The organism is Thermodesulfovibrionales bacterium (assembly GCA_035686305.1).
In the GTDB taxonomy this organism is placed as follows: Bacteria; Nitrospirota; Thermodesulfovibrionia; order Thermodesulfovibrionales; family UBA9159; genus DASRZP01.
Genome location: DASRZP010000126.1, coordinates 1 through 13,622, shown reverse-complemented (window position 1 = coordinate 13,622; position 13,622 = coordinate 1). Strand labels below are relative to the sequence as shown.

The 13,622-nt window shown below is 51.3% G+C and carries 13 protein-coding genes; 4 read left to right on the top strand and 9 right to left on the bottom strand.

The genetic code is table 11. From position 1 onward, the window contains the following. Nucleotides 1–534: 7-carboxy-7-deazaguanine synthase QueE (locus tag VFG09_14210; GenBank protein ID HET6516310.1), on the top strand; the 534-nt coding region annotated here is incomplete at its 5' end. A 5-nt stretch (nt 535–539) separates the two neighbouring features. Here the strand turns inward: VFG09_14210 and VFG09_14205 are convergent. The 8 genes from VFG09_14205 to VFG09_14170 form a co-directional block, all read right to left on the bottom strand. Beyond that, nucleotides 540–1,553 (bottom strand): hypothetical protein, encoded by a 1,014-nt coding sequence (locus VFG09_14205; protein HET6516309.1) that lies wholly within the window; start codon nt 1,551–1,553, stop codon nt 540–542. Beyond that, nucleotides 1,550–2,626 carry a glycosyltransferase family 2 protein gene (locus VFG09_14200; GenBank protein HET6516308.1) on the bottom strand — a complete coding sequence of 359 codons (1,077 nt, stop codon included), beginning with the start codon at nt 2,624–2,626 and terminating at the stop codon, nt 1,550–1,552. The genes VFG09_14205 and VFG09_14200 overlap by 4 nt, the downstream gene beginning before the upstream one ends. Continuing rightward, nucleotides 2,627–4,012: a radical SAM protein gene (locus tag VFG09_14195; protein ID HET6516307.1), complete on the bottom strand. Its 1,386-nt coding sequence runs from the start codon at nt 4,010–4,012 to the stop codon at nt 2,627–2,629. Nucleotides 4,013–4,027: 15 nt separating this feature from the next. Further along, nucleotides 4,028–5,200 carry a class I SAM-dependent methyltransferase gene (locus VFG09_14190; protein ID HET6516306.1) on the bottom strand — a complete coding sequence of 391 codons (1,173 nt, stop codon included), beginning with the start codon at nt 5,198–5,200 and terminating at the stop codon, nt 4,028–4,030. Continuing rightward, the gene (locus VFG09_14185) at nt 5,193–6,020 is read right to left on the bottom strand and encodes a hypothetical protein (GenBank protein ID HET6516305.1); all 828 of its coding nucleotides are present in this window, start codon (nt 6,018–6,020) and stop codon (nt 5,193–5,195) included. The genes VFG09_14190 and VFG09_14185 overlap by 8 nt, the downstream gene beginning before the upstream one ends. 98 nt (nt 6,021–6,118) lie before the next feature. After that, nucleotides 6,119–7,165, bottom strand: coding sequence for a glycosyltransferase family 4 protein (locus VFG09_14180; GenBank protein ID HET6516304.1), 1,047 nt, complete (start codon nt 7,163–7,165; stop codon nt 6,119–6,121). Beyond that, nucleotides 7,162–8,391: an ABC transporter ATP-binding protein gene (locus VFG09_14175; protein HET6516303.1), complete on the bottom strand. Its 1,230-nt coding sequence runs from the start codon at nt 8,389–8,391 to the stop codon at nt 7,162–7,164. The genes VFG09_14180 and VFG09_14175 overlap by 4 nt, the downstream gene beginning before the upstream one ends. A gap of 53 nt (nt 8,392–8,444) precedes the next feature. Then, nucleotides 8,445–9,962, bottom strand: coding sequence for a DUF2142 domain-containing protein (locus VFG09_14170; protein ID HET6516302.1), 1,518 nt, complete (start codon nt 9,960–9,962; stop codon nt 8,445–8,447). Nucleotides 9,963–10,102: 140 nt separating this feature from the next. Between VFG09_14170 and VFG09_14165 the strand changes: the two genes are divergently transcribed. Both VFG09_14165 and VFG09_14160 read left to right on the top strand, forming a co-directional pair. Further along, a complete protein-coding gene (locus VFG09_14165; GenBank protein HET6516301.1) occupies nt 10,103–11,299 on the top strand; it encodes a glycosyltransferase family 2 protein in 1,197 nt (398 codons plus the stop codon). Beyond that, nucleotides 11,274–11,954, top strand: coding sequence for a class I SAM-dependent methyltransferase (locus VFG09_14160; protein ID HET6516300.1), 681 nt, complete (start codon nt 11,274–11,276; stop codon nt 11,952–11,954). Before VFG09_14165 ends, VFG09_14160 begins: the two co-directional genes overlap by 26 nt. 50 nt (nt 11,955–12,004) lie before the next feature. On the opposite strand, the gene VFG09_14155 is transcribed toward VFG09_14160, so the two are convergent. Then, nucleotides 12,005–12,832, bottom strand: coding sequence for an ABC transporter permease (locus VFG09_14155; GenBank protein HET6516299.1), 828 nt, complete (start codon nt 12,830–12,832; stop codon nt 12,005–12,007). Nucleotides 12,833–12,963: 131 nt separating this feature from the next. Here VFG09_14155 and VFG09_14150 point away from each other — a divergent pair. Beyond that, on the top strand, nt 12,964–13,622 hold a 659-nt coding region (locus tag VFG09_14150; protein HET6516298.1), incomplete at its 3' end, for a PIG-L family deacetylase.

Below are 13,622 nucleotides of genomic sequence, written 5' to 3'. Positions count from 1 at the left end.
TATTGCGACACGGCCTATGCATATACTGAAGGGATCGAGCTTACAGAAGACGAGATTGTCGGCAGCGTGAAGGATATCGGATTGAAGACCGTCGAGATAACCGGTGGAGAACCCATGCTCCAGGCGGATGTCCACCCTCTCCTGAAAAGGCTCCTCGATGAAGGATATAGAGTCCTCATAGAGACAAACGGAAGCATGGACATCAGCGAGGTCGACAAGAGGGCAGTCATAATCCTTGACATAAAGACCCCGGGCAGCGGGATGTCTGGAGAGATGAGGATGTCGAACCTCGACTATCTGAAGCCTCAGGACGAGATAAAATTCGTGATCTCTTCGCGAGGAGATTATGATTGGTCCAGGGACTTTGTTCTGAGGCATTCACTCATGGGAAAGCGCACCATTCTCTTCTCCCCGGTACACGGGAAGATGGACCCCGGGGACCTCTCACAATGGATCATCGGGGACAGGCTCGATGTGAGACTGAACCTTCAGCTGCACAAATCCCTCTACGGCCTAGACCGCAGAGGGGTGTGAGTCGGCTAAAAGAGGTCGCTGTCACCCATGGTGTAATAGAAGTATTTTTTTAACATCTCAGGGGATTGAGGTTCGATAACAATGGGCGCAACGAAGTGGAGGCCATTCGGTTCATTCCCGATCTCAAACCCAAGTTCTTTCAGAACCGCGTCGAACCAGAGAGGCCTTGGAGGGAACCAGCATTCTATAAACTCTGCGCCGTCAGAAACCTGGTGCCTCCTGAGGTGAGCAAGAAGGACCTTAACACAGTCGGCATCTTTTGGCCGACAGAGTGCATCGCCCCAGATGATTCTGTTCTGTTCCCTGAAGAAGACAGACCATCCCGCAAGCCTGGATCCCCTCCTCGCTGCAATAATGTGATAGCGTCTGCCGGGCCTCTGCAGATACCTCCATCTCAGATACAATGCCTCTCTCTTCGTGAGGCATCCAAAAAAAGGAGCAACACTTGAGAAGAAATCTGTCCATTCATCATCTATCTCGGATACTTCCTCGACCCTTATGGGTGAGATGAGATTCCTGATCCTGCCGGTCTTCAATCTCTTTAATGCGTCAAAGGGCATCCTCCTGTACGGAACGGGCTCTATGTCTGCATAGTTCAGTATAACCACGCCGAACCGGAAACTGTGATGAGCCGCAAAGCCGTAAGCAAAAGGGATGCCGTTTTTCATATGGGCAGCCTTGAAATTGACATAGGTCCTCGCAATCAACGCCTTCCTGCCAAAGCCAACAGACCTGAAAGTTCTTCTCGTCATCTTGTCGCCAAGCTGATAGGTCATGATCTCGACTGGAGGGCTACCGGGAGAAAGGCTGCAAGAGAGTTTCACAGGATACCCGGCATAGTGTGCGGCCAAGACGCCGTCCTCGGTAGTAGCAAGACTGATAACATATGACCCATAGGGGTTGTCCCGGTATTTCCAGTACCAGTGGGAAAGATCGAGATTCTGATGGAAGACTTCATTGAACATCTCTATGATCTTCTCCTCGTCGCCGGGACGGTATGCCCGTGTGATGTAATTCATTCCCCTTTTCTCCAACACAAGGTCTTGAGGCTCGTAAAGTCTTTTTCGGGGTTGGAGATCCTGCTGTAATAGGTCCCGGGTTCCAGGAAGTCCCATAGTTGTCCGGAGAAGACAAAACGGTCACCCTTGCCGAAGAACCCAATGGAGGGAATAAAGAGGGGATTAGGACTCCATTCGAAAAGGTAACGGTCTCTCAATTCTGATGGGACAGACAAGGAGAGGGGACTACTCCAGAGACCGCAATCGAGAGACATCCCCGCAGGGGGGTGTTGTTGAGGGATAAGGCCTGTAATCTTTCGTAAAAGGCTTCTGTTGTAATGTTTTTCATAAAAGAGCCTGCAGGTCCTCGCCATGATATCGAGCTTTTCTCTTTTGTGGGTATAGTTATGTACGGCCTTTGCCGCAGGCACGGTATAGAGCCTGTAGCCCTTTTCCCTGAGCCTGAAGAAGAGATCGGTATCTTCATAGAAGAGAAAGAACCTCTCATCAAAAAGCCCGCCTGCCTCTTTTACTGAAGACCTCCTTAAGAGAACAACTCCACCATGGTGGTTCTTGACCTCCAGAGGAAGGGTTGATCTCCAGAGCCTGAGATTCTCTCTCCGTGCAGCAAGGGAATAGAGAGTCCCAAAGCTCTCTGATGCACAGGACATCTTTGCAAGGAGGTCATGACCGGGTGAAGGATAGGTGTAATGGGGGAAGAGGTATTTCATCTCTTCATCCCAAAAAACCTGGGGAGAGACGGAACCTGCCAAGGGGTTCTCTTCGATAAAGTCCTCGAGGGCCGTGAGACAGGAAGGATCAACAAAGGCATCAGGGTTGAGGAGGAAGATGAGATCTCCTTTCGAAATCGAGAACCCCTGATTATTGGCCCTCGCAAAACCGACGTTTTCATCGTTAACGACGAGTTTGACTCTGTAAGGCCTCATGAGATCATGGAGGAGGACTCTCTCCTCCGCTGTGGACGTGTTATCAATGACGATCACCTCTCTCTCGCCCTTTCCCTCCGAAACCGATCTGACGGCGCGCGCGGTAAGGTGGGCGGAGCGGTAATTGACAATGATAACGGAAATCATTCAGTCATGACGGCTGTCGGGCTTTACGAGTCTTTGCAGTCTGCCATAGTAATTCTCGACGATCTGCTGATTGGTAAATCTTCCCCTGAATTCTTCGAGCTTCCTCATGACAAAAGAGGCAGGCAGTTCCGGGGTATCAAGGGAGGGTGAATGGAGGTCCCATCTATCATCAGGGGGCGGGATCGCCATGTTGTTTTCGTAGGCAATCCTCGCCAGTTCTGTGCCCGGGAGAGGCTGGAATATCGTTGAGTAAGCAGCATCCGGTTCAATTGCAGCATTGAGTGCGAAGGTTTTCTCGATCGTCTCCTTCGTCTCAAAGGGCATACCGAACATATTGAATGTCACGATCATTACGCCGTATTTTCTGAGGAGCCTAGCCCCTTCCTTTATGGTCTTGTCAGACATCTTCCGGTTCAGATAGCGCATGCGATATTCCTCATCTCCGCTCTCCAGACCGAAGAGAACAAGTCTGAGGCCGCTTCCTGCAAGGACTGCAACGGTCTCTTCATCAAGGGAGTCAATCCTCGCCATAATCATGAAGGGAAGCCCTATCTCCTTCTCGTAAAGCGCACAGAAGTCCTTCACCCACGACCTCTGCCGGACAAAGGTCTCATCGAAAAACTCTATCAACTGGGGGTCATATTTCCTTACGATCCCCCTGATATTCTCGACTGCCGACGCCGGGCTGTATTTGCGAAGGTAATTCTTCAGACCGCCATACTTTTCGATCATTGCGCTGTTACAGCAATAGGTGCATTTGTAAGGACAACCCCTTCCAGTGATTACCGGAAGGGAATAGATCCCGCCCGGTGACAAGACCCCTATATGCATCTTCCGCAACCCCTGGTCTCCCTCTCTGTCAAAGATGTCATAATCGATATAGGGATAATTTTCGAGATTTTCTGAAAGCCAGCGCATCTGAAGGGCAGCCGCCCGATTCTCCTGGTCCTTGAAGACCATCCCGTATATGGAAGGCATGCCCTTCTTGTCCCGGTCGTAAGCTGTGACGGTCATGATCAGGGGCAATTCGCCTTCACCGACACAGACCCCGTCAACACCTGGATGGGCAAGCACCTCTTCGGGACCGAGGATGCCCTGGTATCCACCGACGATAATGAGACCACCAAAGGATGTCCTCAGGAGTGTTATGACTTCCCTGATACGTTTCCAATTAAAGGTCATGGCAGAAAAAGCAACAACCGTTGGGTTTTTGGCGAGTATTCGGGAAATTACCTGCTCCGGCGTGTCAATCGCCTTACCCATGACATCCCGATAAATCACGAGGTCCGTTTCGATTCCCTTCTGCCTGAGGGCAGCTGACATGAATCCTATGCCTAAATTGACCTCATGGTCATTGGTATAGAAGCAAAAGACGACTCTCTGCACAATGTTTCCTCCTCGCTAATCTTCTCTTTTCCGTGCCAATATATAATAGCTCAAAGTAAACAAACTTTTCCCATCGATATCGGTTCCGGACCGCTCAAGAAGGGCGATGGCGTCAGCAACAGGGGAGGGCGGCGGAACTGGCTCTTCCTTTACCGAGAGTATCTCGAATCCAGCGTCTCTCAGCGCCGCTTCAATCGTCTTCTTCGTGAAGAACCTCAGATGCGTAATACAGAGGGTACCGGCAGGAATATAATCCCACCTGCCGGCGAGGAGGTCTTCGACGATAGACCAGTGTCCAACGTTCGGCACGCTTAACAGGAGATACCCGTTCTCATTGAGAAGATCCCTCACCTTCCTTAGAAATAATCCGGTTTCTCGGACATGCTCAAGCACGTCAAGGCAGGTAACACAGTCAAACTTCTCGGCGAACGCTGTCGTCAGAATGTCGCCTATCACACCGTCAAGGTTCCTCTTCGCAATCTCCGCCGCCTGGGGATTTATCTCGCTCCCCACCACACGGCAGCCGAACTTCTCCCTGGCAAGGGCGCCAAACTTTCCGGTATGACATCCGATATCAAGGAGGGATGTGATATTCTCCGGGACAAGAGGCAGGATTTCAGCCCGCGCAGTAGCCAGGTCATAATCGATGAAGGGATGGATATAGGCATTGAGAGAGATACAGACCTCGTCAGCCGGCAAGAGACGGGGGATATTGAGGGGGTCTGCAGGAATCGCCATCCTGCTGAGCGCTTCGCGTCGCGCAAGGAACATCCATGACGGCCTTCCGTCATAGGGCATGTGGGAAACTCCGGGGTCACGGAGAGACTCGGTAAACCTCTCAAATCCCCTGAGGGTATAATAGGGAGTCGCCTTCCCCCCCCGGTACCCCAGAACATCGGAAGGAAGGACACAACATATGTTCTGATTCTCCTCCATCACCCTCAGCAGCTCTTCGACCGTCCCCTTTCCCATGATAACTGCAGGTTCTTTTACGATCAGGACATAGGGTGCTGCGTCGACAAGGTGTTCGAGTATCTTAACCCGTAACATGCCGTCATCGCCTTCCTGTTCCACCAGCGAGGACCCCTCGGGGAGGGCCTCTCTGAACATCTTCAGACAGAGCTGAAATTCAGGATACAACCGGTACATCGGCGGCACGATCGTAAGAACGGTCACCCTCTTATCCATTCCTGCCCTCACTCTCGTCAAATTGGTCGATGACCTGTATGGGCAACCATTCCCATGGTTGCATGCTCACCCTCTCTGCCAGTCTGTCCGAGTAGATCTGGAGGATCTCCCCGGTATCAAGGCCTTCGGGGATCATCCCGTCGATCGTCAGGAGACGGTAAAAGTTCCCGGAATCGATACCCTCGATGCTGTTCCATGCGGTCAGAAAGACTGCGCCCCTTTTTATGCCCCAAGGTATTATCCCTCCGGGAAGGGACGATTGCCTGCCAAAAAACGTTACAGGCAAACGCTTGTAGTGATACAATCTCCTCGGCAGATCTATTGCGGCCCAGAAGATCCCGCCCCTCCTGCCGATGGATACGACTTCCCTATCAATCTTACCCGAAAAATTTGTATAGATATACCGTGATGAAAATCTCATTTCCGATAACCAATAATTGAGCTTCAGATAGTACTGTGTCGGCAGCGGTGTCGCAGGTGAGGTGTCAACGGTCCTTGCGATCGGGTAGACATCGTATCCGAGATGGGTGAAGGCAATAGCAGGGATAAAGAAGCTCCCGAAATGGCCCGTCAGGATGATGGCCGGACGCTTGTCGCCGATCACGGACTTCAGGTTCTCGATCCCCTCGACGCGGAAATATCTGTCGATCTTTTTCCCCGACATCCGGAGTGACGTATAGGCGTCGCTTTCTCGTATGACCTTTACCCAGAACGTTCTCTCAAGAAATGACTCTGTCTCCTGTTCACTTGCAGTCCCTCCCGTGTACTTGCAGAGCGTGAGATAGCCTTTCTTCATAAACTCCTTTTCGGGTTCGAACATCCGGTACAGCCTTTTCTTAAGGCTTTCGGACCTAAAACCGCATGAAAATATCGGAAGATCGAGAAAGTAGTATCTCCATGTATGCAGTTCTGGAAGGTTCATGACTTCAATGCTTCAGAAAAAACCGATTCCAGTCTGGCAGCAACCATATCGCTTCTGAATTTGTTCCTCACGACCTCAATTCCCCTCTTTCTGAGCCGTGTTCTGAGGTCCCTGTCCTTCATGATATTCAGCGCAGCATCTGCAATTGAGGGTGGATCTCCCTCGGGTACAAAACATGCATAATCGTGGTCGATATCGAAACTCATGTGAGAAGGTATTGCTGTAGCGACTGAAGGTATTCCGCAGGCAAGGGCCTCTCCAAAGGGAAGGCCAAATCCTTCATGAGATAGGGAAGGAGCGATGAACAGATCGCTTGCCTGATAGATGGCCGCCATTCTTGCCGGCGGCACACTGATAAGGTATTCATCGACAGCAGTAATTTCATTCTCTCGTGTCAATGTGTCACTGGTGGATACCCTTGTGAGATTGACCTCAATGCCACTTTCTCTCAGAAGGGCTACGGCCTGCAACGCGTCGCCAATCGCCTTGACAGACGCATCGAACAGTCCCGAGACAAGGACCCTGGTTCCCCCAGAGCGTTCCGTTGAAAACCATCGCTTCCAAAAGGGCAAGGGCCTATAGAGATCGAGATCAACGATCTGGCCTATCGTATGAACCGCAAATCCGCCGGAACCGAAGAGATCAATGAGACGCTTTGAAAGCCAGTCTCCCACCGTCAATTTGGGGACCGGCACCTTATAGGAATCCTCGATAAGATCTTTCCTGTCGGCATATTCTCTGTTGTCGCCTTCATACCCCTGGCACAAATGGAATCTCTTCCTGCCGCTCAGTCGAAGAGCCGGCTTTACCGTCGTCCAGAAGGTCGCAATAACAATGTCCTGCCTCTCCTCATGACGAACAAATTCAGCCGAAAGATCTGAGACGTAATCGACGTCGACAGGATAAGGATACCAGAGATGATCTCCTCGTAATGCCCTTATCGTCACCCTATGCCCGAGCTTCTGGAGAGCCCTCGCCTGATCAAAGACAACTCTCACGCCGCCGCAGAGTTCCGTTGATTCTAGGAGATAACAGATCCTCATTTTCTGTCGCTGTCGGCAAGGTCGAGCCTGGGAAACTCCCACGAATGCCCGATCGTTACAATTCCGAATTCACCCTTGAAGTTTTCGACATGAAGCATCTTGGTACGCTTGATGTCATAGAGGTGAAGCGCATGATCATCCATGAGAACGCCGAGGAAATAGTAGTGGCCTGAGAGGAGTGAAAAGGATGGGAATCTCAGACAGACCTCCTGACCGTTGCGGAATGTGACTGCTTCGTATCCGTCGATCTTTGTTGTGGCTCCGAATATCGGCTCCTCATCATTGCGGTTAAGGCCGAATCCCACATATCCCCTGTTGGGTGAATGGCCATCCGCAACACCGATAACCATTCGCAGACAGATCTCCTGACCCGTCTTGATGACATCAACCTCGCGGCCATCTCCGTCAGTGAGATCAACGGATTCGAGCCACACCGTTTTTTGTTCCGGCTGCTTCAGCTCCTGGCCCGGAATTTCCCTCTTGGCGCTCGTCATTCCTGCATCCTTCTCCCTCATCCAGTCATTATAGGCATTGATAACCTTGGCGGTCTTGCCGATCTCCGCGATCTTCCCGTGATGGAGCCACAGAGATTTGCTGCAGAGTTCCTGGACAAGATACATGGCGTGGCTGCAGAAAAGAATTGTCTTTCCCTGTTTCTTGAATTCCATCATCCGATCAATACACTTTTTCTGAAAGCTTTGATCACCCACGGACAGGGCCTCATCTACAATGAGGATATCCGGGTCAACGCAGGTCGCTATCGAGAAGGCAAGTCTCATGTACATTCCTGACGAGTAGGTCTTGACCGGCCTCCTCATAAAATCGCTGAGCTCCGAGAAATCAACGATCTCCTCTTTCTTGGCATCTATTTCAGCCTTCGACAGGCCCATAAGATAGGCATTGAGGTAGATGTTCTCCTCGCCGGTGAGTTCGGGATTGAAGCCTGCACCGAGTTCAAGGAGGGCGGCTGTCCTTCCGTTCACCGTGAGGCTTCCTGAGGTCGGCTTCAGTGTCCTGGCAAGGACCTTGAGGAGTGTGCTCTTCCCCGCCCCATTCTCCCCGATGATCCCAAGCGTCTCTCCCTGAAGAACGGTGAAACTAATACCATCGAGGGCCTCAAAAACAGTATGGTGAGGTCTTCTCGAAATGATCTCTTTCAACCTGTCTGCGGGAGATTGATAGATCCGGTAACTCTTGGTAAGGTTTCTTGTCTCAAGCGCTATCACGGCGACCCCGCAGGTTCTTGGAGAGGAGCATCTTGAATATCATATGAGAGGCGTCAGACATAGAACCTCTTAAGAACGGCGTACAGTGTCAATGATAGCGAACATGCCGAAAAGACGGCGGCAGTCAGGCCAAGGAGGGTCCTGTTCACGGGGAAGAAGCCCTTCCTCCTGTAAAGCAGGATGGCGAGAAGGGGAGACAGGGGGATGAAGTATCTGCCCTGGACACCGCTAATCGTTTCGTTTCCCACCGAGGTCCATCCTATGTAAGCCAACGTCACGACGACCAGTACGTTGAGGCACAAAACCGCAAAAATTACGATCCTCTGCTTCAGAGAGATTACGATCCTTTCCGAAGCCTCCGACCGCATGGCAAGAAGCAGCATGACAAAATAACAGACTGCCAGCAATTCGGACTCAGAGCCGATAAAGGATTTCATATACGTTCCGCCGTTCTGCATGAAGGTTTTCGATAGTATTCTACAATATTCGAGGGGCTGCTTAAGAATAAAAGACATTTGTTTCTTGGCCGACAGATCAGGCAGAAGAAAGCCATATATTGTATAGATGTCCTCATGAATGTCCGCCTTCCAGGTCCATATCATTACAACGGAAAAGCTCAGAATGATCAGGAGCAGGAAGGTCACAAGGTATCTCTTCCATGACCCGATCTTCTCCAACGGGATGAGCAGGAAAAGGAGAGGCATGAGGAAATAGGCCTGTTTTGAGAGTGCAAGTACCAGAGAGGCCGCGAAGATCAGGGACACCTTTGCGCGGGTCTCTGACCCATCAAAGGCAGTTCTCACGAAAAGAGAGGTCGTCAAAAAAGCGATACCAACGGTAAAGCCGTCTGCCGACAATGAAGTCGCCTCGCAGAGAGTGACAGGAGATAGGGAGAGCAAGAAAAGCGCCCACTTGCCGATAGGCATGCACTTGATTGAAAGGTACATGAGAAGGAGCCATGCCAAGAAGTTGGATATTCTTCCGAGATACATGAGCGCAAGGGGAGAAAGACCTGAGATCCTTCCGATGGCAATTCCGAAGGCCTGAGGGAGGTAGGGTACCGGTGAGTATACTGCCGTGTTCGGGAAATGGAGGAAGGTCCTCTTATTCTTGTCGAGAGGGAGTGTAAGGAGTAGAAGCATGTCCCGAGGGTCCTGCGTGTTTTGTGGATGTAAGAGTCTCAGGAACGCGTTTGTGGTACTTAGCAGACTTTCCGGCAACAAGCCGCCAATGCCCCCTATATCTTTCAGACTGTAAAACTTCTTCATCACCGCTTCTACTTCTGCCTTCATGAACAAGCTTCTCATTTCCCTGGCATCCCTTTGTCTCTCAGCCCGCTGATCGGGGTTGAGGACAGCGGGAAGTCGCTTTTCCGCAACGAAACGGCCCTCGGACATCTGATAGGCACGATAAAAATGGTTGGGCTCGTCAGGGACCACAAACGGCGGGACTACAAACAAGAACAGTATTCCATAGGTGATGCCCAAAAGGAGGAAGACCTTTTCCGGAGTCAGAGACAGGCATGTTTTCTTCAGCATAGTATGGGACAAACCGGTTTCACTCGTGAGCATTCCTGCGGAATATGTGTCATACATCCTATCATACATCGGTTTGCAAAATCTCTCCGAAGACATACCCTGCCGTTTTTATTGTGTTTCTTGATCATCATCCGTTACACTAAGTTCGAATTGCGGAACAGGGAGACGCTGCAATGAAAGAATTGACCATTCTGATGCCGTGCCTGAACGAGGCAGAGACAATCGGCATGTGTATAAAGCGGGCCGAAAAGCTCCTCGAGGAAAATCGCCTGGAGGGAGAGATCCTCGTTTCGGACAACGGATCGAGTGATAGCAGCCGGGAGATAGCCCTCTCTCTGGGCGCTCGAGTAATACAGTGTGCGACCAAGGGGTATGGAGCGGCCCTTCAGTTCGGCATCGAGAACGCTGAAGGAGACTTCGTCCTGATGGGCGACAGCGATGACAGCTACCATTTCGACGAGGGCATGCCGATGATCGAGAGGCTGCGCAACGGCTATGATGTCTGCATGGGCACGAGACTGAAAGGCAGGATTATGCCCAAGGCTATGCCCGATCTCAACAGGTATATAGGGAATCCACTGCTTACGTTCATCGGCAGGCTCTTCTTCGATATCTCCCTGAGCGACTTTCATTGCGGCATGCGGGCCTTCAGAAGGGACAAGATACTCTCTCTGAATATCGTGACGACGGGGATGGAGTGGGCCTCGGAAATGATCATCAAGGCGAGCCTGGCCGGACTAAGGATGACGGAAGTTCCCATAACGCTTTACAAAGACGGCAGGGCGAGGAGGCCTCATCTGAGGCGTTGGCGCGACGGGTGGAGGCACCTCCGGTTCATGCTGCTCCATTCGCCGAAATGGCTTTTTTTTGTGCCGGGTTTCATTCTTTTCTTTATGGGTCTGCTGGGAGAGGCGGTCCTGACCCAGGGGACACTCCATATTGGAAGGGCCGAACTGGACGTACACTCCCTTCTCGTCATGGCTTTTGTGCTCCTCGCCGGAGCGCAAATGGTCTTTACGGGCATATTCGCAAAGCTGTACTCTTTCATCTCTGGCATCCTGCCCTATGACGAGCGTTTCGACAGGCTTGTGAGACGACTGACCCTCGAACGACTTCTTGTGGCATCGACGGCTACGGGCGTCCTGGGGACAGCGGGGTTCCTCTACACGCTCTGGGAATGGTACAACAGTGGTTTCTCAGGACTTGACTACCGGACGACGATGCGACACCTGGTCCCTTCCCTCACGATGGTTGCCCTGTCGGTGCAAGGGATATACAACGGATTCATGCTTTCTGTCTTGTTTTTGAAGACGAAGGGCACGAGGCAGACGCTGCCGGAAGAAAATGAGTTCCCCGATCGCCTCGGATAAAAAGGGCCCCGTCAGGACCTTTCTGATCAGGCTTCACCAGCTGCTTTCACACAACCGTCGGGTCGACATTCTTGCTCAGAGGATTCATGCCCTCATAAACGAAAAGTTCGGAGACTCAAGGGAGATCAGATGTCTCGATGTGGGCTGCGGGGACATGAAGATTTCCCAGGGGATCAATAGACTCAATGCGAGGACACTATGGCATTGCATAGACCTTTACGACCTGCCGCCCGATCTGGAGGAGAGCAGGGAGTGGATGAGGTATCAAAAGTACGACGGTGAGCGTATCCCCTTTGGCGACAAGTCAATAGACGTTGTTTTCTTTTGTGATGTACTCCACCACGTCAAGGGCGACATTCCCTCCTTGTTGAAGGAAGCCTCGCGAGTCGGCAGTGCGATTCTTATCAAAGACCACTTCGAGCAGTCCCTCTACTCGAGGAGGGTGCTGCAGGCGATGGATTTCTTCGGCAACTGGAGTTACGGAGTGGCACTGCCTGAGCATTATTTCACTCGCGAGACCTTTGATGAACTTTACCGCTCGTGCGGCCTGACATTAAGGAAGATCGAGACCCGAATCGATCTCTATAACCACCTTCCGATCATACGATATCTCCTGAAACCGGAGTGGCACTTTATAGCTCTTTTGGAGTCTTAACCCCTGCTGCAGCCGTTGCCTCCTTGCTCCGAAAGACGCAGGCCGAACGGTCATAGCCAGTCTGCAAATTCGTTCTTCAGTTTGCCGAAGATGAAGGAGCCGAAAATAAAGAAGATCAGGGCCCAGGCAGAAGAGAGGAGGAACATATGCGATGCTCCCGTGGTCCCCTGAAGGAGCAGGGACTGATAAACCGACATAAAAGGATAGAGGGGATTGATATACATGGCCTGTTGGGCCCATGGAGGCAGCATGCTCACGGGATAGAGTATGGGCGTTACATAAATCCAGAAACTGATGCCGAGCTGCACAAGCTGCATAACATCCCTGAAGAAAACTGTCATGGTCGCGCTGATAAAGGATATCCCCAGGGTAAAGAAGACCTGGAGAAGCAGGATGAGAGGGAGGACAAGAAAGATCGTATAAAACCCGCTCGTGATACTCTTATAGGCCATGAGCAGGATAATCGCAATCCCGTAACTCAAGAGAGGCGCGAGTACGGCCTTCGTCGTCAGAATTTCCGTTGGGAAGGAGGTCTTCTGGATGAGGTTCGCATTCTCTATGAGAGAAGAAGTCCCCCGTAACAGCCCTTCGGCAAGAATGATCCATGGGAAGAGGCCGGCAAGGAGGTAGATTGCCGAAGCCCCGGCGCCTCCGCCTGTGCCGACTCTAAGCTTGAAGATATAGACAAATACGAAGAGGTAGATAACCATCATGACGACGGGATGGATGAAATGCCAGAAAAGTCCACCAACAGATCCCACGAATCTGCCCTTAATCTCCCGTATCACCATCTGGGAGAGGATATGCCGGTATGTGTAGAGGTTTCTGATGATCTCAACAGGCGAACGAAGTATCTCTTTTGAGAAGCGTGCAAACATTCCGGGATGTTATTTTTCAGAAATGCATACGCAGATTTTCGGTTATACTATAACATATTTCAGCCTTTCTTTATGGTACATTTATGCTGATGTCTTTTATTGATGATCGCCGTGATGAGAGGTGAAGTACTATGGATTCACATTTCCCTGAATGCAACAATCTTCTCATCCTTGCGCCCCATCCCGACGATGAGGCCCTGGGTTGTTCAGGGACTATCATGCTCCTGAACAGGAAAGGGGCATCGTCTACCGTAGTGTTTCTCACCGACGGGGAAAGACTGAACGGAGAACCTTCTGCCACGGTTGGGGAAAAACGAAGGGAAGAGGGACGTAGGGCATCGAAGATGCTCGGGTGCGAAGAACCGGTATTTCTTGGTTTCCCCGATGGTGAGGTCGGCAGCCATGCCGATGGGATCTCCCGGGAGCTCTCCGGCCTGATCGCTGAAAAAGAACCCGACATCATCCTCGCACCCTCGCCTCTTGACTTCCATCAGGACCATATCGCAGCATCGAAGATCGCCCTCGGTCTTCTTGAAGGTCGCAGTGGTTTCAAACTGGCATTTTATGAGGTCTATTCGACGGTAAGGTTTACGCACCTTATTGATATTGTCTCCGTTGTCGCTGAGAAAGAAAAGGCCATCCTCAATTATCATACAAGCCTTTACAATAAGCCGGAACTTTACGTGCACGCCATCTTCGGACTGAACGCCCAAAGGTCTATCTTCACGCAGAGCAGGGGCTACTATGAAGCCTTCTGGCTGATAGAAAAGCCGCTGAGAAAAGAAGAGAT

Excerpts from the sequence above, each read along its gene's own strand:
- VFG09_14205 (HET6516309.1), bottom strand. The coding sequence starts at position 1,553 with ATGAATTACATCACACGGGCATACCGTCCCGGCGACGAGGAGAAGATC.
- VFG09_14200 (HET6516308.1), bottom strand. The coding sequence starts at position 2,626 with ATGATTTCCGTTATCATTGTCAATTACCGCTCCGCCCACCTTACCGCG.
- VFG09_14190 (HET6516306.1), bottom strand. The coding sequence starts at position 5,200 with ATGGATAAGAGGGTGACCGTTCTTACGATCGTGCCGCCGATGTACCGG.
- VFG09_14185 (HET6516305.1), bottom strand. The coding sequence starts at position 6,020 with ATGTTCGAACCCGAAAAGGAGTTTATGAAGAAAGGCTATCTCACGCTC.
- VFG09_14180 (HET6516304.1), bottom strand. The coding sequence starts at position 7,165 with ATGAGGATCTGTTATCTCCTAGAATCAACGGAACTCTGCGGCGGCGTG.
- VFG09_14170 (HET6516302.1), bottom strand. The coding sequence starts at position 9,962 with ATGCTCACGAGTGAAACCGGTTTGTCCCATACTATGCTGAAGAAAACA.
- VFG09_14165 (HET6516301.1), top strand. The coding sequence starts at position 10,103 with ATGAAAGAATTGACCATTCTGATGCCGTGCCTGAACGAGGCAGAGACA.
- VFG09_14160 (HET6516300.1), top strand. The coding sequence starts at position 11,274 with ATGAGTTCCCCGATCGCCTCGGATAAAAAGGGCCCCGTCAGGACCTTT.
- VFG09_14155 (HET6516299.1), bottom strand. The coding sequence starts at position 12,832 with ATGTTTGCACGCTTCTCAAAAGAGATACTTCGTTCGCCTGTTGAGATC.